Below are 19,571 nucleotides of genomic sequence, written 5' to 3' on the forward strand. Positions count from 1 at the left end.
TTAGCTAGTCTGAGTGCTCCAACGATGGAGCGATAAATCCTCGCATAGAATCGAACAAAGGCGTTCATACCTCTCTCCCTAACCTACCACCCAAGGTTAAAGGACAGAGGTCTGAACGCCTTTTTTATTGCTTTTAAAACCTTACGAGGGCCTTAATTATGAGCGACACAGGAAAGCTAAATATTTTTGCTTTCAGCGGCAAAATGAAGATTTTGCACATGAGCTGGATGGCATTCTTTATTACGTTTTTTGTCTGGTTCAACCATGCTCCACTACTTGGCGCGATTGCCAAATCACTGAGCCTAACGCCAGCTGAAGTAAAAACACTTCTTATTCTTAACGTTGCGCTAACCATTCCGGCGCGTATCATCATCGGTATGCTGACCGATAAATACGGCCCTCGTATCACATACGCTGCGCTACTGTTTATCGCCAGTATTCCATGTTTCCTATTTGCCCTATCGACTGACTTTGCTCAGGCAGCAATTTCACGTTTCCTTCTAGGCTTTATCGGTGCGGGCTTCGTAATCGGTATCCGTATGGTAAGTGAGTGGTTCCCTGCAAATGAGTTGGGTACTGCAGAAGGTATCTACGGCGGTTGGGGGAACTTCGGTTCCGCTGCTGCCGCAATGCTGTTACCAACACTCGCTTTGATATTCGGTGGTGACGACGGCTGGCGTTATGCTGTAGGTCTTACTGGTTTAATGAGTCTTGCATTCAGTTTCATCTGGTATAAAAACGTAACCGATACACCAAAAGGTTCTACTTACTTTAAGCCTAAGAAAATTGGCGGTATGGAAGTAACTAGCAAAGGTGATTTCGTCTTCATGCTAATCATGAAGCTGCCAATGTACGCTGCCCTTTCGCTGCTAACGTGGAAGCTTTCTCCAGCAGGCGTATCTATCCTTTCTGATATGGCTGCCGTTGTAATCTACGTGAGCTTAGGTGCGATCCTTGTTTACGATTGTGTCAGTGCCTACAACGTTAACAAAGAGATCTTTGAAAAGCCGGTTCCTGAAGTTGAGCAGTATAAATTCAAACAGGTTGCGGTACTGAACGTACTTTACTTCGCGACGTTCGGTTCTGAACTAGCGGTTGTGTCTATGCTGCCACTGTTCTTCTCTGAAGTATTCGAACTAGATATGGTTTACGCAGGTCTTCTAGCCTCTGCTTACGCTTTCATGAACCTAATGTCCCGCCCAGGTGGTGGTTGGATCAGTGACCGTTTTGGTCGTAAGAAAACACTATTGATCCTAACAGCGGGTTTGGCTGCAGGTTATGCAACGATGTCTATGATTGATAGCACATGGCCACTATTCCTAGCCGTTGCTGCTGCTATGGCATGCTCTTTCTTTGTACAGGCGGGTGAAGGTGCTGTATTCGCAGTTGTACCATTGATCAAGCGTCGTCTGACAGGTCAGATTGCAGGTATGACGGGGGCTTACGGTAACGTAGGTGCAGTGTTCTATCTAACTGTGCTATCCATGGTTGATTACTCTACTTTCTTCACCGTGATCGCAGTAACTGCTGTACTTGGTTTCTTGGCACTACTACTGCTAGAAGAGCCAAAAGGTCACATGGCGGAAGTAAATGAAGACGGTACAGTGGAACTAATTAAAGTTTCATAAACTGTACTCTTTATTGCCCATAGAAAAGGCAAGCGACTTAAATAAAAGAGCTCGTAGCAATTTTGCCTTTAAGAGAGAGGCAAAACTTACGCAGCCCAATCTGATTGGGCTGCTTTTCTGATTCTGCGATAGGCATGAATATGAGTAATAAAACGTTATCTATACGCTTTGGCGGTAAATCAATTGCGGGGATAAAACCCGTCAATCAGGATGCGTTTGCAGCTCATATTCCAGACAATGCAGATCGGGAGTTTAAAGGGGCTGCGGCAGTGATTGCCGATGGTGTCAGTAGCTGCGCAGATTCCCATATCGCCAGCCAAACCAGTGTCACCAGTTTTATGCAGGACTATTTCAGTACCCCCCACAGTTGGAGTGTACGAAACTCTGTATCCCGCGTAATGACAGCCTTAAACCGCTGGTTACACAAAGAGAATAACCTTAGCCATCGCGAGCAGGACAATATGCTTTGTACCTTCTCTGCCTTGGTGATTAAGTCCAACACCCTACACATGTTCCATGTGGGAGATTCACGCATCTATCACTTCCAGCAAGGAGAGCTGGAGCAGCTAAGTCAGGACCATGTGCGAAAATCGGGTGGGCATAGCTACTTAGCCAGAGCTTTAGGGGGCGACCGCCATTTAGAAGTCGATTATTCAACTCGACCACTCAATGATGGCGACCTCTTATTGATGACCACCGACGGGGTGCACGATTTTTTAACCCGCGCCGAGATGAAAAAGATTCTCGCGAATGCTTTTTCTGATCCCGAAAAAGCCGCGGATACACTGATTAGCAGTGCTTTAGCTAAAGGCAGTGACGATAACCTCACAGCGCTGATCGTCTGTGTCGATGAACTGCCCGTAAAATCGCTGGAAGAGAGTCACCAACAACTGACTCAATTGCCTATTCCTCCAGTGATGAAAGTTGGCAATCAGATCGATGGCTATGAAGTACTCGACCTGATTTTTAGTGGCACGCGAAGCCATATGTATCTGGTGAAAGACAGAGAAACTCACCAGCAATACGTACTCAAAGCGCCATCGACTAATTTCTCCGATGATTCCTTATACCTAGATGGCTTTATCCGCGAAGAGTGGGTGGGGCAACGGATCGATCATCACCATGTGATGAAAACCTATCCGTGCCGACAGCAAAAGTTGTTTCTCTATTATGTCGGTGAGCACATTCAGGGGATGAACCTGCGCGAGTGGATGAACGACAATCCCAATCCACCGTTGGATGAGGTACGCAAACTTGCTAAGCAGATCATTCAAGGGCTAAGAGCGTTCCAACGCGCGGATATGGTGCATCAGGATCTGAAGCCCGAAAACATCATGATCAATCAGGATGGGCGAGTAAAAATTATCGACTTCGGTACCGCGAAAATAGCCGGTATCGAGGAGATGAGTTCACCTCTGGATAAAGCGATTCCACAAGGTTCGGTGAATTACATCGCACCAGAGTATTTGATGGGAGAATCCGGCAGCTTTAGATCGGATCTGTTCTCTTTTGCTGTCATCATTTACGAGATGATCACCGGTAAACTGCCCTACAAAGAGATGTCATCCTCTTCTGCAGAGATCGCTAACTACGCCGAGCTGGAATATATTCCGGCTCTGCACCATCGCAAAGATCTACCGCTTTGGGTCGAAGGCTGCTTACGTAAAGCGCTGCAACCTAATCCGCGTTTCCGTTATGACGCATTCTCTGAGTTTGAAAAAGATTTCACCCGTCCGAACCATGCACTTGAAGCCAAGATTCAGCACCAACCATTATTGGAGAAAAACCCAGTATTGGTTTGGAAGCTTCTAGCCGGAGTGTTGTTGATCTCCAATTTGGTTCTATTAAGCATGCTGGAATGATCCATGCCCTATTGCAGTGCACCATAACAGGTCACAGCGACAGATTTGTGCTTCAAATTCAAACCCTTATAGTGAGTATCAAACGCCCCAAAAACATTAACTATATGTTTTATAAGGATTTTATTTAAATTGGCACACCCCCTGCTATATCTATTGCGTAACAAAGATCTGTTGGGGTGATAATTCTGCAGTATTAGTTACAAAAATCGGGCTAAGAGAACAAAGGCGTTCTCCATCAGTACTTTCCTGAAGTGCTGCATGGATAACGCCTTTTTTTATTTTTTGACGTTGGGTTTGAGATGAAAAAACGACTAATCATTATTGGCAACGGCATGGCAACAGGCCGACTACTGCAATGCCTGAGCGAATCGGCGGCAGGCCAGTTTGATATTACTGTTTTTGGTGAAGAACCCGGCGGCAGCTATAACCGCGTTTTGTTATCTCACCTACTAAGCGGTGAAGCGCCACTGGAAAATATTATTACGCTGACACAGGAGTGGTATGCGGAACAGGGGATCCAGTTACACAGTGGCGATCCAGTAGAAGTTATTGATCGTGAGAACAAAAAAGTTATTAGCCAATCAGGCATCGAAGTTGAGTATGACCAGTTGGTGATGGCTACAGGCTCTTACCCGACTCGCGTACCTCTTCCGGGCCTAGATCTAGATGGTGTGATGAATTTCCGCACCCTGAAAGATGTAGATCGCATGAAAGAGATGGCTAAAAGCCATAAGCATGCGGTTGTGATCGGCGGTGGTTTCTTAGGTCTAGAAGCCGCAGAAGGTCTGCGAGTTCTGGGTATGGATGTCACTGTACTGCAACGTGCACCTTACCTACTAAACAACCAGTTAGATAGCACAGCGGCCGCGATGCTATTGAACTCTCTGGAAGAGCGCGGCCTTAAATTCCGCCTAGATGCGATTACCGATGCCATCGTTGGCGACGGACATGTGCAAGCAGTTCATATGTCTGACGGCGAGAAACTAAAAGCTGATCTGGTTATTACCGCGATCGGCGTGACGCCTAACAAAGCACTAGCTGAACAGAGCGGCTTAGCCTGTGAGCGCGGCATCTGTGTCGATAACCAGATGCGCACCAGTGATAGCGACATATTTGCACTGGGTGAGTGCTGCCAGTTTGATCAATTTACTTACGGTCTGGTCGCACCGATTTGGCAACAAGCCGAAATTCTGACCCGAACCCTATTAGAGCAGTCAGCGCAGTATGTTGAAGAAGCGGTTGCTACTCAGCTGAAAATCAGTGGAGTGGAACTGTTCTCCTGCGGTGACTTAAGCGACGACGAAAACACCGAAACCTTGGTTTATCACGATCTGAAGCTGAACCACTATCGCAAGCTTTGGTTACAAGACAATCGCCTGAAAGGTGCCGTTTTGTATGGCGATGTACGTGAAGGCCAATGGTATTTCGACCAATTAAAGAACAACACAGATTTGAGCGCCTGCAGATCGCAGCTGCTATTTGGCAGCCCTCTTTGCGACGAGGTTATCGAAGAACAAAATATAGGTAATTCCGCTATGACAAGCAGCCCTAAAAAACAGTTAGTCGTTATTGGTAACGGCATGGTAGGACACCACTTTGTCGAAAACTTTGTAACGGGAGAGAGCGCGAATGAATATGACGTTCACATCCTGGCTGAAGAAGATCGCGCAGCGTATGACCGTGTCCATCTTTCTGAATATTTCGGCGGTTCCACGTATCAGGATCTGTGTCTGGTAGAAGATAACTTTTATGAAACCCATAGCGTAAACCTTCACTTGAGCGAAGGCGCTACGCAAATCGATCGCGATGCAAAGCAGGTCATCACAGAACAAGGTACATATCCCTACGACACCTTGGTCTTGGCGACCGGATCTTACCCATTTGTCCCTCCAATTCCGGGTAATGATGGTGATGCCTGCTTTGTTTATCGCACCTTGGAAGATCTAGATAAGATCCAAGCGTGTGCAGAGTCTGCCAAAGTTGGCGTTGTAGTTGGTGGTGGCCTATTGGGCCTAGAAGCAGCAAATGCTTTGAAATCCCTAGGTCTTAAAGCTCACGTAGTTGAGTTTGCACCACGCCTAATGCCGGTTCAGCTAGACGAAGATGGCGGCGAGCTACTGAAAAATAAAATTGAAGATCTGGATGTAGATGTTCACTGCAACAAAGCGACAACGGAGATCGTTGCCGGTGAAGAACACACCTACCGTATGAACTTCAGCGACGGTACACACCTAGAAACCGATCTGATCCTGTTCTCTGCGGGTATCCGTCCACAAGATACGCTAGCACGTTCAAGCGATCTAGAGATTGGCGAACGTGGCGGCATCATGGTTAACGATCAGTGCCGTACTTCTGATGAAAACATCTACGCGATTGGTGAGTGTGCACTTTGGAACAACCAGATCTTTGGTTTGGTAGCACCGGGTTACACTATGGCTAAAACAGCTGTAGCTGCGATTGCGGGCGATGACAGTGCCTTTACCGGTGCTGATATGAGTACCAAACTGAAGCTTCTAGGTGTTGATGTAGGCTCTATCGGTGATGCTCACGGTCAGACACCGGGCAGCATCAGCTACCGCTACTCTGATGAAGACGAGCAGGTTTACTACCGTATCGTTGTCTCTGAAGATCGCACTAAACTCCTAGGTGCAGTACTTGTTGGCGATAACAGTAAATATGATACTTTGCTTCAATATGCACTTAACGGCATCGATCTACCAGAAAAACCACAAAGCCTAATCCTACCATCACTGGATGGTTCGGCTGCACCGGCACTAGGACCAGATGCGCTACCAGACGAAGCAACGATCTGTTCTTGCCTAAACGTAACTAAAGGCCAGATCTGCTGCTCTATCGATGAAGGTGCAACCTCGGTTGCAGACGTAAAAGATGCCACTAAAGCCGCTTCGGGTTGTGGTGGTTGTGCAGCGATGCTGAAGAGCGTTGTAGATTGCGAATTAGAAAAACGCGGTGTTGAAGTAAATACCGACCTTTGTGAGCACTTTGCATACACCCGTGAAGAGCTTTATCACATCATCCGTGTTGAAGGTATCCGCTCTTTCTCTGAACTACTAGAGAAACACGGTAAAGGCCTAGGTTGTGAGATCTGTAAGCCAACTGCCGGTTCTATTTTGGCGTCTTGCTGGAATGAGCACATCATGGAAGAGCCATTGGTATCTCTACAGGATACAAACGATACCTTTATGGCGAACATGCAGAAGAACGGTACTTACTCCATCGTTCCACGTGTTGCCGGCGGTGAGATCACACCAGACAAACTGATCGTGTTAGGTCAGGTTGCTAAGAAATATAACCTTTACACCAAAATCACCGGTGGTCAGCGTGTCGACCTATTCGGCGCTCAGCTACACGAACTACCGTTGATCTGGAAAGAACTCGTCGATGCTGGTTTCGAAACAGGTCACGCCTACGGTAAGTCCCTACGTACTGTGAAATCTTGTGTAGGTAGTACCTGGTGCCGCTACGGTGTAAATGACAGTGCTGGTATGGCGATCAAACTTGAGAACCGCTACAAAGGCCTGCGCTCACCTCACAAAATCAAATTTGCTGTATCAGGCTGTACTCGTGAATGTGCTGAAGCACAGAGTAAAGATATAGGTGTAATCGCGACTGAAAACGGTTGGAACCTCTATGTTTGCGGTAACGGTGGTATGAAGCCTCGTCACGCCGACCTATTTGCGACCGATCTAGATGACGAAACACTGATTCGTTACATCGACCGTGTCCTAATGTTCTACGTGAAAACAGCGGACCGTCTACAGCGTACGTCGGTTTGGATGGATAACTTAGAAGGTGGCCTAGATTACCTTCGCGAAGTGGTAATCGATGACAAATTAGAGATTGCCGCTGAACTCGAATCACAAATGAGCCATGTAGTAGAGACCTATCAGTGTGAGTGGAAGTCGACCCTAGAAGACGAAGAGAAACTAAAACGTTTCCGTACTTTCGTGAACACTGAAGAACAGGCAGATCCGCAGATCGTTCATATCATGGAACGTGATCAGATCCGTCCGGCATAACTAGCCATTAAGCGAATAGGAGCTTTTATTATGACAAGTCAAAACAACGCTGAATGGATAGATCTATGCAGCAAAAACGACCTTATCCCTCATTCTGGCGTAGCCGCTATGCATGAGGGCCAACAGATCGCACTGTTCTATATCCCAGAGTATGAGAACGAGATCTTTGCCGTAGGTAACAACGACCCGTTTAGCGGTTCTAACGTACTATCGCGCGGTTTAATCGGCGATCTGCAGGGCGAGCCGATGGTGGCATCGCCTTTATACAAACAACACTTTTCACTTAGCTCAGGTACCTGCATCGAAGAACCCGATGTCAGCGTACCTGTGTGGCCTGCTCGCGTTGTCGATGACCAGGTTCAAATCATGCTGTAATAACCGGTAGCTATAGATACAAGATGGAACGGTTGCACAGGGAAGTCAGTTTTTCCTCTCTACAGAGGAGAAAACTAGAGGGTAACCGCTCTCATCGCGAGTTAAGATTAACTCAGCGTTTCCAGCGACCAGCTGGAGAGGTAGAATGGCCGAAACCTTGTTAAGCAGAGCTTGATCATGGCTTCACCGAGCACCTCAACACCGATTTCGACCAAAGAAAAACTGATTGGTTACAGCCGCCTTATGCGCGTAGAAAAGCCAATTGGGATCTATCTACTGCTTTGGCCGGCCTACTGGGCACTTTGGATTGCTGCCGAAGGTGTTCCAAGCTATGACATCCTTATTATCTTTACCCTTGGGGTTTTCCTCACCCGCTCTGCCGGTTGTGTCATCAATGACTTTGCTGACCGTAAAATCGATGGTCATGTAAAACGTACCGCACAGCGTCCTATTCCAGCAGGTTTAGTGACCGCCAAAGAAGCCTTAGTGCTGTTTGCCGGATTGATGCTGATCGCGTTTATTGCCGTTCTCTTTACCAATCTCACCACCATTCTGTTATCCGGTGGAGGCCTTTTACTCGCAGCCTGCTATCCGTTTATGAAGCGCTATACCCATCTGCCACAGGTGGTACTGGGCGCTGCATTTGCTTGGTCGGTCCCTATGGCCTTTACCGCTGTAAATGAAACCGTTCCCTCCTACGCATGGCTGATCTATATAGCAACGCTGTTGTGGACCGTAGCCTACGACACTATGTACGCCATGGTGGATCGCGATGACGACCTTAAGATCGGGGTGAAATCGACCGCGATTCTGTTTGGCGATGCCGATAAAGTGATTATTGGCGTGCTTCAGGCCTCTACCCTACTGACATTTGTACTACTGGGAATGAAGTTACAACTGGGCTGGATCTTCTATGTTGGCCTTGCTGTGGCAGGCATTTTATTTGTTTATCAGCAGCTATTGATTAGAGATCGCGAGCGCGATGCCTGCTTTAAGGCTTTCTTGAATAATCATTACGCTGGCCTTGCGATTTTTATTGGCCTTGCGGGACATTATGCGGCCTTAGATTTACTGTAAAACACCCCAAAATCAGCTACTTTTTAACTGTTTATGGCGAATTGTTACTGTTTGTCATATTTGTGTAACACTATTGTCTTCTAATATTGGCGTCGATAAATTGAGTTGAAAAGGGCAATTACGCATGTCTCTATCCAAACGCGTCCTGATTGTTGATGATGAGGCGCCAATTCGCGAAATGATCGCTGTTGCGCTAGAAATGGCTGGCTACGACTGCTTCGAAGCAAGCAATGCCACAGAAGCACACGGCCTGATCGTGGATGACAAGCCAGATATGGTTTTGTTGGACTGGATGATGCCAGGCATGAGCGGAATCGAATTTGCGCGCCGTCTGCGCAAAGATGAAACCACTGCCGATATCCCAATTATTATGCTCACGGCTAAAACCGATGAAGATAATAAAATTAAAGGCCTAGAAACCGGTGTAGACGACTACATCACTAAGCCCTTTTCACCACGCGAACTTGTAGCCCGTCTCAAGACTGTACTGCGCCGTACAACGCCTAAAGGTATTGAAGAGCCAGTCACAGTGGACGGTCTAACCCTAGATCCTATTTCGCACCGCGTAACCTCTGATCAGTCACCAATCGAACTTGGCCCGACTGAATTTCGCCTACTGCAATTCTTTATGACACACCAAGATCGCGCCTACTCGCGCGGCCAACTACTGGATATGGTGTGGGGTGGTAACGTCTACGTTGAAGAACGTACTGTTGATGTTCATATCCGTCGTTTACGAAAAGCACTTGGCGAGCGTCATGACTATCTGGTACAAACTGTCAGAGGAACGGGTTACCGCTTCTCTGCCGATGTAGCCTGATTAGTTAGCAAGGAAAAGCCATGCACAAAAACCGCCACTCGATGTTTACCAGCTTATTGCTGGTGAGTGGATGCTCCTTTGCTTTGGGGCTATTAATTGGTTACCCAAGTTGGGCATTAGCGTTAAGCCTATTTGTATGGGCCATCTTTCAGGCACGCCAATTCAATCGTTTGATGCAGTGGTTCCAATCCGAAGTGGAACAGGAACCACCTGAATGCACGGGCCATTGGGGTGAGCTTTTTGATGAGCTGTCACGCCTGCAGCGTGGTCGTCAAAAGCGCGAAGATCGCTTAAAAAGCATTATCTCGCGCTTTCAGGACTCTACTTCTGCCCTATCCGATGCCATTATCATCATCGATAGACACCACAACTTAGAGTGGTGGAACAAGTCTGCTAACCATCTGTTAGGGCTTAATCAGGAATCGGACCGCGGTATGCCGGTCATGAACCTACTGCGTGATCCGCGCTTTGTTCGCTATTACAAACGCGGGCAGTACAACGACTCGATTACTCTACCATCACCAGCACACAGTGATATTCAGATTCAGTTCCATATCACACGCTTTGGTGATGAAGACCGTTTGTTAGTCGCACGTGATGTCTCTCGTCTGATGCGTTTGGAACAAACACGACAAGACTTCGTTGCAAATGCCTCTCACGAGCTGCGTACACCGCTTACAGTGATTAGGGGGTACTTGGAGACCTTCTTGGACCAAGCCCTGCCAAAACCGTTGCTGCGCGGTCTGAGCTCTATGCAAAACCAAGCGCGTCGAATGGAAAACTTAGTTTCAGACCTGTTGCTGCTTTCTCGCTTAGAAGCCAGTAATCAAGCATCGGACGAACACCCGATCCAGATCCGCAGTGTCCTGACTCATATTGTCGAAGATGCGGAGCAACTGGCGAAAACACTAGATAAAGATCATCAGATCACGCTCGATATCGACAACGCTTTTGACCTTAACGGCCAAGAGATTGAGCTACACAGTGCCTTTTCCAATCTGGTATTTAACGCCGTGCGTTACACCCCGGCGAACGGCAAGATTGAAGTTCGTTGGTGGACCGACGAACAAGGCGGCCACTTCTCGGTAAAAGACACAGGTCCAGGCATTGAAGCGATGCACTTGCCACGTCTAACCGAGCGTTTCTATCGAGTGGATGAGAGTCGTTCTTCTGCCAGTGGCGGCACCGGCCTTGGCTTAGCCATTGTGAAGCACGTGCTGGCGCGTCACGGTGGCCAGCTAACGATTAAGAGTAAGCTAGGGAAAGGCAGCACCTTTGCCTGCCATTTCCCAACAGAGATGATCGCACCGTCTCATGTGGAAGATGAACACTCCGCTTAAACTTATTTTGAAGAGATAAAACAAAACGGCCTGCTCAAAGTAGGCCGTTTTTTTATTTACGATTCCAGACGTTTTTGGTCCAGATCGATCTCAGTTGTTGAGTGGGCCTCGACCCAGTAGATGGTTGCACCAACTACCGCAGCAGGCATAAGGATCAAGTTCAATAATGGCACCAACATGCCAAGTTGAATCAAGCCACCAAAACCGATTGACGTTAGGCGATCAGATTTCAACATCAGCTTCATATTCTTGAAGCTAACTTTGTTGTTATCCATCGGATAGTCGCAGTACTGAATCGCCATCATCCAAGCGCCGAACAAGATCCACAAGAAAGGCGAGATCAGGTTAATCACCGGAATAAACGACAACACCAACAGAAACAAAACACGCGGCAGGTAATAAGCAAGCTTAGAAAGCTCGCGGCCAATCGCTCTTGGAATCAGCGCTACCACCTCTTTCCAACCATCGTCTGTGACTACATCACCACGTAGACGCTTCTCTACTTTCTCAGATAGGAAGCCATTAAACGGTGCGGCAATGATATTGGCCACTATAGAGAAGCCGTAATAAACGAAGACAATAACTAACAAGGCCATCACTGGCCATAAAACGTAGTGCAGGAACTGCAACCACTCCCAATCAGGTAGAAACGTTGTAATTAAGCTATCGACCCAAGCGCCAAAGTTACTAAACAATAACCAAATCGCGGTTACAAACAGCACAATATTGGTTAGTAGTGGGACAAGTACAAAGGGACGAATCTCCGGGTCTGGCAACATCTGCAAGCCCCGTAAAACATAGCTGCCACCTCTTACTGGATTTCCTTTCATAATTACCTTTTAGTAAGTTAAAAATACAATTAATTTAATCGCAACAGCACCTATCATCATCATAAGACCGACGCGGTTTACGTTAAATTCCCGCTTTGTCATGTCCATGGTAGGTTTCCAAAATTCCACCAGCGACTTAAAGTCTTTGGTGCGTCCAGCGTACATCGCTAGAGAAACCAAAAATACTAGCAAACCACCCCAAAATAAAAATTGCTCTAATATTGCCAGATACATCACATTCGCCTTTACTTATTGCCAGTAGAAAGTAACCCGTTTTATGCTTACGGCTCATTGATCAGATGACCTTTGAACCGAAAACGGTTCCCTAGCGTACCAAAAAACAATGTAGTCGGCTGCACTGCCTTGGTTGAGCAACTTATTTTTCCACCAGACCATAGCGCAGATTAACGACGCTAGTATTACGCAGCTGCTGGAGTAGTAAATGAAAGCGATACAAATTTCACAGTTTGGTTCCAACGACGTCTTAAAATATACCGAACTGGATAAACCTGAACTGAATTCAGGTGAAGTCCTCGTCAAAAACAAAGCCGCAGGCGTAAACCCGATTGATTGGAAAACTTGTTCGGGTGGTGGGGCTGCGCCGTTTATTGGCGAGTTACCTTTTGTTCCGGGTTGGGAGTTTGCGGGCACGATTGAAGCTGTTGCCGATGATGTCACTGAATTTAGTGTCGGTGATGAAGTCTTCGGTTTAATCCGATTCCCTGAAGCGGCTGGCTGTTTTGCTGAGTATATTGCTGCTCCAGCTGATCAGATTAGCCTTCGCCCAGAAGGTCTACCAGTTGAAGCAGCAGCAGGTTTAGGTTTAGCAGGTCTAACTGCATGGCAAGCGCTATTTGATAAAGGCCACCTACAGGCATCCCAGCAAGTGGTGATTCTGGCAGGTGCTGGCGGTGTCGGTCACTTAGCGATTCAACTAGCGAAATGGATGGGCGCGCGCGTTGCAACGACTGCATCGGCTAACAACCACGAGTTTTTGAAATCACTCGGCGCAGATCTAGTGATCGATTACCACAACGACAAAATCACTGATCATATCGACAACGTCGATCTGGTTATTGATGGTATGGGCGGTGAGATCGGTATCGAAGCACTTAACTGCGTGAAGCCTGGCGGTACTCTAGTAACACTGCCATCAGTGACCAAAGATGAGGTTATCGCGGCGGGTAAAGCGATGAAGGTGAAAGTGGAGCCTATCCGTGTAGAAGCGAATAGCGAACAGCTAGATCGCTTAGCAGGCCTTTATGCCGACCGTAAGCTGCAGTTACAACTGGCTGACACTTATCCGATTGAAAACGTCGGCAATGCTTTTGATGCCAGCAGATCTGGCAGAACGCAGGGTAAGTTAGTGCTGACTGTCTAATAACACATAGCAGTGGTGCAATAGGCTTCACTATTGCGCCCTGCTCACTAATCGTCAAATTCTAATAATGATAACGACAAGAGATGATCGTGATTGCTTGATCATCTACGGCGTAAACAAGCCTGTTTGTATCATCAATCCTGCGAGACCAAAAACCCGCTAGATTTTCCTTTAAAGGCTCAGGCTTACCTATGCCTTCAAAAGGCGAACGCTTAGCATCTATGATGAGCTTATTGATACGTTTAAGTGTTTTTCTATCTTGGGTTTGCCAATAGAGATAATCTCCCCAAGCTTCATCGGTCCATGATAAAAGTCTTGGATTACTCATCAATCAACTCACGCTCCTTAGCCTGACCCGCTCGATACTGTGCAATTGACCGATCTAAGTGTTCAGCATTTTTAGGGGAACGCAGAAGGTGAACAGTCTCCATTAAACTGTTGTAGTAATCTAATGACATGACCACCGCATCTTCGGAATCCCTCCGAGTAATAACAGTTGTATCCGCATCATTAACCACACCGTCCAAAACAGCCTTCAAGCCATTACGCGCTTCGGTGAAGGAAACAATTTTCATAAAGCATTACCTGTACAATTAATGGTACAAGTATAGGAAAGACATTCTGTAATGTACAGAAAGTTGAACATGTATGGGCTGATCTGAACAAGGGGCAATAACTTAGCTATTACCCCCTGATGGCTGAGTAGAAATAACTATTAAAAGCTCAAACCCTGATAAACATACATCGCGGTCACTTTATCCATACTGGTAGTGATCTTTTCTGCAGACCTCACCACTAAAGCTAACCGGCCTTTATCAGAAGCTGAATCCGATAGGCCCTTAAAACGTTTGAAATCCCGTTGAATTTTGTTCAATTCCGCTTTGATCTGATCGTTATTAAGCGGGTCGCCTTCGAGTTCTGACCTGTTCTGTTCAAACAGCTGTAGCGAGCTGATAAAGGCTTCGCTGTACTCATCTTGGAAACCCCATGCACGAAGCGCGTAGTGGCTAGTTACACGTTGTGCCAACATACGGACAAAGCCCGCTGTGCTAATGACTTTACCGAAGCGACTGTCGTTATTTTCAACGATCTCCATGGTAACCGCGCTCCACTGTTGCAGCAGCAGCTCGGTTGCTTGTCGTACTTCGGTTGCCTTCTCCCGTGTTGGCTTTGCAAGATAGAGCGGCTTAACCACTTCCCATTGCTCAGTTGCACGTTTTAAAGCCTGTTTCTCTGCATCCGTTTTGGCGTAAGCCAATATCAGCTTTTGGGTTTTCTCGTAATCTTTGATCGATTCAGCTAATTCTTGCTCTGCCTTGCGACCACGTACAGACAAACCGATCAGCATATAGTCCTTCAGCATCTGCTGAGTCAGCATACTCTGGTGAGAAGCTGTATTTATGGCATGCTCGATCGAAGTAATCTCAGCAGCACTATGGCCACTGAGAAAGAGAAAACTCATCAAAACATAACGAATCAAACGCATCAGATACTCCTTTTTAGACGCAAGCTTCAGCTAATAAGCTCTCCACCTGATCTAATAAATGGTTTTCCGACCAAGGTTTGGTCAGATACACATCGACTCCTGCATCCGTTGCCTCTAATCTATGTTTTTCAGTCGATCGCGAGGTGATCATTATCACTGGGATATGAGCCGTTTCTTCACGGTTTTTCAATATGGTCGATAATTCAACGCCTCCCATTCGAGGCATTTCCATATCGGTCAGAATTAAATCAGGCTGGCGCTTGCGTACCTGATTCAACGCATCCAAACCATCTATCGCTGTCATCACTTCATAACCTGTGTCTTTCAACAGAGTCTCAAGGGATTTCCGCGCACTCAAAGAATCATCCACCACCAGCAGGCGTGGAAGTTCTATATCTATTTCGTTGTCTAGTAGCATAGGCTGATCAGACAAGGTGGTACGTTGATGGCGAATACGGGCTGGCAAATCGACGATTGGCGCCGCTTCACCGTTGGCAAGAATAGTAAGGCCCGGAATACCTGGAAGATCAGGTACATATTCGCCCATTTGTTTAAAGGCCAGTTCTCGGTGAGCGATAATCTCTTTCACCAAAACAGCCACGCGCTCACCTTGCGCCATATTCACGATCAATACAGGGTGTACAGCACCCGGTTCAAGGTAGAGATGCTTACGTTGCTGCAGAAGATTTTCCAACATAAACACGGGATAGCTTTCGCCCTCGTGGATAAAGGAGAGCTCCTCTTCGGTTTCTTGAAACTTACCATCCAACGAGATCAAGCTTTGCTCAACACCATGCCCTGCCAATGCGAATACCTGCTTACCGCAACGAACCAGCAAGGTTTTAACCATCAAAGAGCTGGCCGGCATCGCCAAGGTAAAGGAGGTACCTTCACCTGCGGAGGATTGAATATCTAAGGTGCCTTGTAGACGTAGGATCTGCTGATACACCACATCCATACCAATGCCACGACCGGACAACTGGCTGATCTGATCACGGGTGGAGAAACCTGGAATAAGAATGAGTCGGTTAACATCATCCGAGCTCAGTGGTAGATCAGGCTCGATCAATTTCTTCTCGTGAGCCATCGCTAATACGCGCTGGGTATTGATGCCATCACCATCATCTTTACAGCTTACTTCGATCTGACCGTCATGAAGACCAAAACTTAAAGTGATCGTACCCTGCTCTGGTTTACCTCGCTGGCGTCTTAAACCTGTACTTTCTAAGCCATGATCAACCGCATTTCGAATGATATGCATCAGCGGGTCAGCTAGCTGGTTCAAAATATTGCTATCCACCAGCGTATCTTCACCCTGAATAACTAAACGCGCCTCTTTGCCGGTAGAACGGCATACTTGTCGTAAGATACGTTGTAAACGTGAAGAGATCGTACTGACTTCGACTTGTCGTGTACTTAAGACGTTGTCGAGGGTCTCTTTCTGCAAGCTGGATTGCGCAATATGCAGTGTACTCAAGCTATGGATATGCCCTTCCATCTCCTGAGTAACCTCACGCACGTCGGCTACGGCTTCTTGCACACGTGAGATAGTCGTGTGCATTTCGTTATAGCGGTCCATCTCGAGTGGATCGAAGTCATCCGCGTTTTCATCCAGATGAGGCTGTAGATTCATCTGTTCGCTGAACTGTTGTTCCAATTCAAAGAGAACACGCTGCAGGTTACGGTGACGCTCACGGTTAGTTCGAGTAAAGCCACGTAACTGAGTAACCTCTTCATCAAGCTGGGCGTTCAATGTGCTTGATTCACCCGCCAAACGGAACAGTGTATCCAATACGGTACGCGGCACTCGGAAGACCTGATTTTCTTCTCGAGAAGCGTCTGCTGCAGGAGTCTCTGCTTCACTCGCTTGTGTGTTTTCAGCCTGATCAGCGGATTCATCATCAATTGCAACCGCCGGATCTAAAGCGGTACGTTCTTGTTCTTTATCAAGGGCGTCCACACCTTCTGTTTTAAGGCGGTAATCCCAATCCATCATCAACTGCAGCGTAGAAAGCGCATTATCAGGTGCATTTCCGCCCGCGGTGATAGCTTCTGCCATTGCCGCAAGACAATCAGACGCCTCAAACAGATCATCCTTCAAACTACCGGTAGGTAGCTGATCCTGATCCGCTAAGAATTCCAGCACATCCTCTAGACGGTGAGCCAAGTTAGCCAAACCCTTGATACCGGCCATATTGGCCAAGCCTTTCAAGGTATGCACAGCACGTTGAGCACTACGCAAGGCTGGTTTGTGCTCTTGATCCAACAGCTGCTGGATACTGTCTAAATAATCATCCGAAAGCGTTGGCAGTTCGTTGTGGAGCATATCCGATAACTGAGGATCAATTTCCCCGGATTCATGCAACTCAACGTCTTCCGGTTTTGCTTCCTCGCGTACCAGATCTTCGCTGGTCTGTAGCGAAGCTAGCGCGAATAGATCGGTAATGTATTTAGTTTCGTCAGCCGTAGGCCTGCACGGTAGAGATTCATGGCTGAAGGCAGTTAACAATGCTTGTTGATGTTCTGCAGCTCCGAGATCAGAGAAGTAATCCAGTAAGCAGTTAAGGGCGTTATAAACTGCGTTAATTTTATCTTCTAGCAGCGGAATCTGATGTTGCTGTAAGTAGCTGAGATTCGCAATTAAACCTTCAACCAGCACTTTTGCACCATTAAGGTTAATAGTCTGGAGCGCACGGATAACGGTTTCTAGACCATCGATGCTCTCTTCTAACGTTGATGGCTCTATCTCAGTCTGCAGCCACTGACCGGATAGCTGCTGGACTGATTGCGACAGCATTGTGACAACCGCAGGGTCCACTTGAGCATTCCCCTGCTCCAACACGGCCTGGTCAATCTCACAGAAAGCCGGTGCTTCAGGAAGAATCGCGATACTTGGTTCATCGTCAGCAACCAGCGCTTCAACGGTGTCAGCTTGCTCATCAGATGGGTTGTTTGCGTTGATATCTGAGCGTAATCGTTCCAAATCTTGTGACAATAATGGTTTTAAGAACTCAGTATCTTCAGCCAATACAGGCTCTGACCAGCTCGACTCAACCATCAAGCTCAATACAGGTTCAATCTCTTGATCATCTAAAGACTGCAATAAATCTTCTATCGCTTGATGTAGCTGCTCCGCTATTGCCTGTTCTGATAATTCGGGAACTTGCAGTAAAAGCTCACCGTACAGTGCAAGCATGTCGGTAATACCGGTCCAATCTGCCTCAGAGTAATCATCAATTAACTCGTAGTATTGATCAGAGTGCAGCTCTTCAAAGCGATCAAGGTCTTCACCCATCTGCTGTAGTAAGGGAAGCAATTCGGGTAATTGATGAGTGATATTGCTTTGCTGAACGGTCTCCGGAAGCGGTGGGAGATCAACTTCGATAGGTTGCTCAAGCAATTCGCTTTGTACATCTTCATCAGAATCAGCACTTAGCTTCTGACAATCGTTCAATAACAGATCGCGAAGGAAGCTACCGTCCTCTTCCGGTACCGGCTCAACCCACGCTGAATCGCTCATCAGAGTCAGGAGTGAATCGATATTCTGCTCACACGGCTGCTCTAACAGACAAATAATAGCGCTATTTAACTTGGTCGCGATGTGAGTGCCATCGAGCTCTTCGAGTTGCTGTAATAGTTCGCCATACAGGGCCAACATATCAGCGATACCGGTCCAATCCTCTTCGGAATAATGATCGATTAGATCGTAGAACCGATCAGTATATTCGGATTCAAATAGGGTGATATCCGCCGCCATTTGGCGAAGCAATGGCACAAGCTCTGGTAAAGGTTGCTCAGCAGAATTATCAGATTCTGTTTGATCATTCGATGCTTCATATTCTGCGGCGGCCTCTTCTACATCAGCAGAGATAACTTGTGCTGCATTACCCGCTAAGGCTTTGCAATCACTCTGTAACAGATCGATTAGGAAACTCGTATCTTCATCAGCCACTGGTTCGACCCAAGCCGGATCTTTCATCAGAGCAAGTGCTGACTGGATCTGCTGAGAATCAAGGCTTTGTAGAAGGTTTATCAGTGCTGTGCTTAATTGCGTAGCGATCTGGGTATCTTCCAGCTCCTCCAACTGCTGAAGTAGTTCACCATAAAGCGCCAGCATGTCAGCCAGACCGGTTAAATCATCTTCGGAACAGCGATCAATCAGATCATAAAGGTGATCAGATTGTTCCTCAGCGAAATCCGGTAGTGCAGCAGCTATAGTCTCTAGAAGCTCAACCGACTCAACCGCGATCGAATGGCTAGATGATGCTGAATCGGTCTCAGAAACGTTCACTTCTTCAGCTTCTGCTGTCAACTCAACCTGTGCTACATCACTTGACTGCGATTGTAGTTGACGGCTGTCATCTTGTAGCAGTTCGAGTAGGAATTCAGCGTCTTCAGCAACTACAGGCTCTGGCCAATCGTCACTTTGCAATAAAGCGACTAAGCCTTGCGCGACTTCCTCTGACGGCTGGGAAAACAAACTCTGCAGTTTGTCAGACATCTCTGACATCACCGTTTCGGTTTGCTTCAGTTGAGCCTCATCTAAAGACTCTAACAGTTCAGCATACAACGCTAGAAAGTCAGATAGCCCGGTAAGGTTATGCTCACTAAACTGGTCGACATACTCATACAACTCGACCACCAGTTCAGTTAGAGGCAGCTCCATTTTCAGGCAAAGCTTCTGCTTCGCTGTCAGCCACTCGATGGCTAGTTTAGGATCAAACATTGATCT

General features: G+C 47.1%; 14 protein-coding genes and 1 pseudogene. 9 read left to right on the forward strand and 6 right to left on the reverse strand.

Annotated features, from left to right (window positions below):
- Window positions 1-158 precede the first annotated feature (158 nt).
- From ACMXYN_RS17510 to phoR, 8 genes and pseudogenes are all read left to right on the forward strand, one after another.
- Entirely contained in the window at window positions 159-1,628 is a 1,470-nt protein-coding gene (locus ACMXYN_RS17510) for a NarK family nitrate/nitrite MFS transporter (protein ID WP_415892885.1), read from the forward strand.
- A 140-nt stretch (window positions 1,629-1,768) separates the two neighbouring features.
- Window positions 1,769-3,490: a protein kinase domain-containing protein gene (locus tag ACMXYN_RS17515; protein ID WP_415892886.1), complete on the forward strand. Its 1,722-nt coding sequence runs from the start codon at window positions 1,769-1,771 to the stop codon at window positions 3,488-3,490.
- Between the two features lie 332 nt (window positions 3,491-3,822).
- Window positions 3,823-4,875: pseudogene (locus ACMXYN_RS17520) on the forward strand (NAD(P)/FAD-dependent oxidoreductase); the annotation flags it as partial.
- A 150-nt stretch (window positions 4,876-5,025) separates the two neighbouring features.
- The gene (gene nirB, locus ACMXYN_RS17525; protein ID WP_415894513.1) at window positions 5,026-7,530 is read left to right on the forward strand and encodes a nitrite reductase large subunit NirB; all 2,505 of its coding nucleotides are present in this window, start codon (window positions 5,026-5,028) and stop codon (window positions 7,528-7,530) included.
- A gap of 30 nt (window positions 7,531-7,560) precedes the next feature.
- A complete protein-coding gene (nirD, locus tag ACMXYN_RS17530) occupies window positions 7,561-7,905 on the forward strand; it encodes a nitrite reductase small subunit NirD (RefSeq protein WP_415892887.1) in 345 nt (114 codons plus the stop codon).
- Between the two features lie 177 nt (window positions 7,906-8,082).
- Entirely contained in the window at window positions 8,083-8,982 is a 900-nt protein-coding gene (gene ubiA / locus ACMXYN_RS17535; protein WP_415892888.1) for a 4-hydroxybenzoate octaprenyltransferase, read from the forward strand.
- A gap of 124 nt (window positions 8,983-9,106) precedes the next feature.
- On the forward strand, window positions 9,107-9,802 hold the full coding sequence (gene phoB, locus ACMXYN_RS17540) for a phosphate regulon transcriptional regulator PhoB (RefSeq protein WP_415886324.1): 696 nt from the start codon (window positions 9,107-9,109) through the stop codon (window positions 9,800-9,802).
- Window positions 9,803-9,822: 20 nt separating this feature from the next.
- The gene (phoR, locus tag ACMXYN_RS17545) at window positions 9,823-11,142 is read left to right on the forward strand and encodes a phosphate regulon sensor histidine kinase PhoR (RefSeq protein ID WP_415892889.1); all 1,320 of its coding nucleotides are present in this window, start codon (window positions 9,823-9,825) and stop codon (window positions 11,140-11,142) included.
- Between the two features lie 56 nt (window positions 11,143-11,198).
- Here the strand turns inward: phoR and cysZ are convergent, their stop codons facing one another.
- Window positions 11,199-11,972, reverse strand: a complete 774-nt coding sequence (cysZ, locus tag ACMXYN_RS17550) for a sulfate transporter CysZ (protein ID WP_415892890.1) — start codon at window positions 11,970-11,972, stop codon at window positions 11,199-11,201.
- 9 nt (window positions 11,973-11,981) lie between these two features.
- A complete protein-coding gene (locus tag ACMXYN_RS17555; protein ID WP_415882917.1) occupies window positions 11,982-12,206 on the reverse strand; it encodes a hypothetical protein in 225 nt (74 codons plus the stop codon).
- A 208-nt stretch (window positions 12,207-12,414) separates the two neighbouring features.
- On the opposite strand from ACMXYN_RS17555, the gene ACMXYN_RS17560 reads away from it, so the two are divergent.
- Window positions 12,415-13,353 carry an NADP-dependent oxidoreductase gene (locus tag ACMXYN_RS17560; RefSeq protein WP_415892891.1) on the forward strand — a complete coding sequence of 313 codons (939 nt, stop codon included), beginning with the start codon at window positions 12,415-12,417 and terminating at the stop codon, window positions 13,351-13,353.
- A gap of 61 nt (window positions 13,354-13,414) precedes the next feature.
- Here the strand turns inward: ACMXYN_RS17560 and ACMXYN_RS17565 are convergent, their stop codons facing one another.
- The 4 genes from ACMXYN_RS17565 to ACMXYN_RS17580 all read right to left on the reverse strand — a co-directional run bounded on the left by ACMXYN_RS17565 (window position 13,415) and on the right by ACMXYN_RS17580 (window position 19,565).
- Window positions 13,415-13,681 carry a Txe/YoeB family addiction module toxin gene (locus tag ACMXYN_RS17565; protein WP_415892892.1) on the reverse strand — a complete coding sequence of 89 codons (267 nt, stop codon included), beginning with the start codon at window positions 13,679-13,681 and terminating at the stop codon, window positions 13,415-13,417.
- Window positions 13,674-13,928, reverse strand: a complete 255-nt coding sequence (locus ACMXYN_RS17570) for a type II toxin-antitoxin system Phd/YefM family antitoxin (protein ID WP_415892893.1) — start codon at window positions 13,926-13,928, stop codon at window positions 13,674-13,676. The genes ACMXYN_RS17565 and ACMXYN_RS17570 overlap by 8 nt, the downstream gene beginning before the upstream one ends.
- Before the next feature lie 140 nt (window positions 13,929-14,068).
- On the reverse strand, window positions 14,069-14,839 hold the full coding sequence (locus tag ACMXYN_RS17575) for a hypothetical protein (protein WP_415892894.1): 771 nt from the start codon (window positions 14,837-14,839) through the stop codon (window positions 14,069-14,071).
- Between the two features lie 13 nt (window positions 14,840-14,852).
- Complete coding sequence (locus ACMXYN_RS17580; protein ID WP_415892895.1) at window positions 14,853-19,565, reverse strand: response regulator; 4,713 nt, start codon at window positions 19,563-19,565, stop codon at window positions 14,853-14,855.
- Window positions 19,566-19,571: the final 6 nt, after the last annotated feature.

The sequence above is a fragment of the Neptuniibacter sp. PT8_73 genome (assembly GCF_047778045.1).
Taxonomy (GTDB): domain Bacteria; phylum Pseudomonadota; class Gammaproteobacteria; order Pseudomonadales; family Balneatricaceae; genus Neptuniibacter.

What these genes read in the sequence shown, in the direction of transcription:
- ACMXYN_RS17570 (WP_415892893.1), bottom strand. Translation starts at nt 13,928, where the DNA reads ATGAAAATTGTTTCCTTCACCGAAGCGCGTAATGGCTTGAAGGCTGTT.
- phoB (WP_415886324.1), top strand. Translation starts at nt 9,107, where the DNA reads ATGTCTCTATCCAAACGCGTCCTGATTGTTGATGATGAGGCGCCAATT.
- phoR (WP_415892889.1), top strand. Translation starts at nt 9,823, where the DNA reads ATGCACAAAAACCGCCACTCGATGTTTACCAGCTTATTGCTGGTGAGT.
- cysZ (WP_415892890.1), bottom strand. Translation starts at nt 11,972, where the DNA reads ATGAAAGGAAATCCAGTAAGAGGTGGCAGCTATGTTTTACGGGGCTTG.
- ACMXYN_RS17510 (WP_415892885.1), top strand. Translation starts at nt 159, where the DNA reads ATGAGCGACACAGGAAAGCTAAATATTTTTGCTTTCAGCGGCAAAATG.
- ACMXYN_RS17575 (WP_415892894.1), bottom strand. Translation starts at nt 14,839, where the DNA reads ATGCGTTTGATTCGTTATGTTTTGATGAGTTTTCTCTTTCTCAGTGGC.
- nirD (WP_415892887.1), top strand. Translation starts at nt 7,561, where the DNA reads ATGACAAGTCAAAACAACGCTGAATGGATAGATCTATGCAGCAAAAAC.
- ACMXYN_RS17515 (WP_415892886.1), top strand. Translation starts at nt 1,769, where the DNA reads ATGAGTAATAAAACGTTATCTATACGCTTTGGCGGTAAATCAATTGCG.
- ACMXYN_RS17565 (WP_415892892.1), bottom strand. Translation starts at nt 13,681, where the DNA reads ATGAGTAATCCAAGACTTTTATCATGGACCGATGAAGCTTGGGGAGAT.
- ubiA (WP_415892888.1), top strand. Translation starts at nt 8,083, where the DNA reads ATGGCTTCACCGAGCACCTCAACACCGATTTCGACCAAAGAAAAACTG.
- ACMXYN_RS17580 (WP_415892895.1), bottom strand. Translation starts at nt 19,565, where the DNA reads ATGTTTGATCCTAAACTAGCCATCGAGTGGCTGACAGCGAAGCAGAAG.
- nirB (WP_415894513.1), top strand. Translation starts at nt 5,026, where the DNA reads ATGACAAGCAGCCCTAAAAAACAGTTAGTCGTTATTGGTAACGGCATG.
- ACMXYN_RS17555 (WP_415882917.1), bottom strand. Translation starts at nt 12,206, where the DNA reads ATGTATCTGGCAATATTAGAGCAATTTTTATTTTGGGGTGGTTTGCTA.
- ACMXYN_RS17560 (WP_415892891.1), top strand. Translation starts at nt 12,415, where the DNA reads ATGAAAGCGATACAAATTTCACAGTTTGGTTCCAACGACGTCTTAAAA.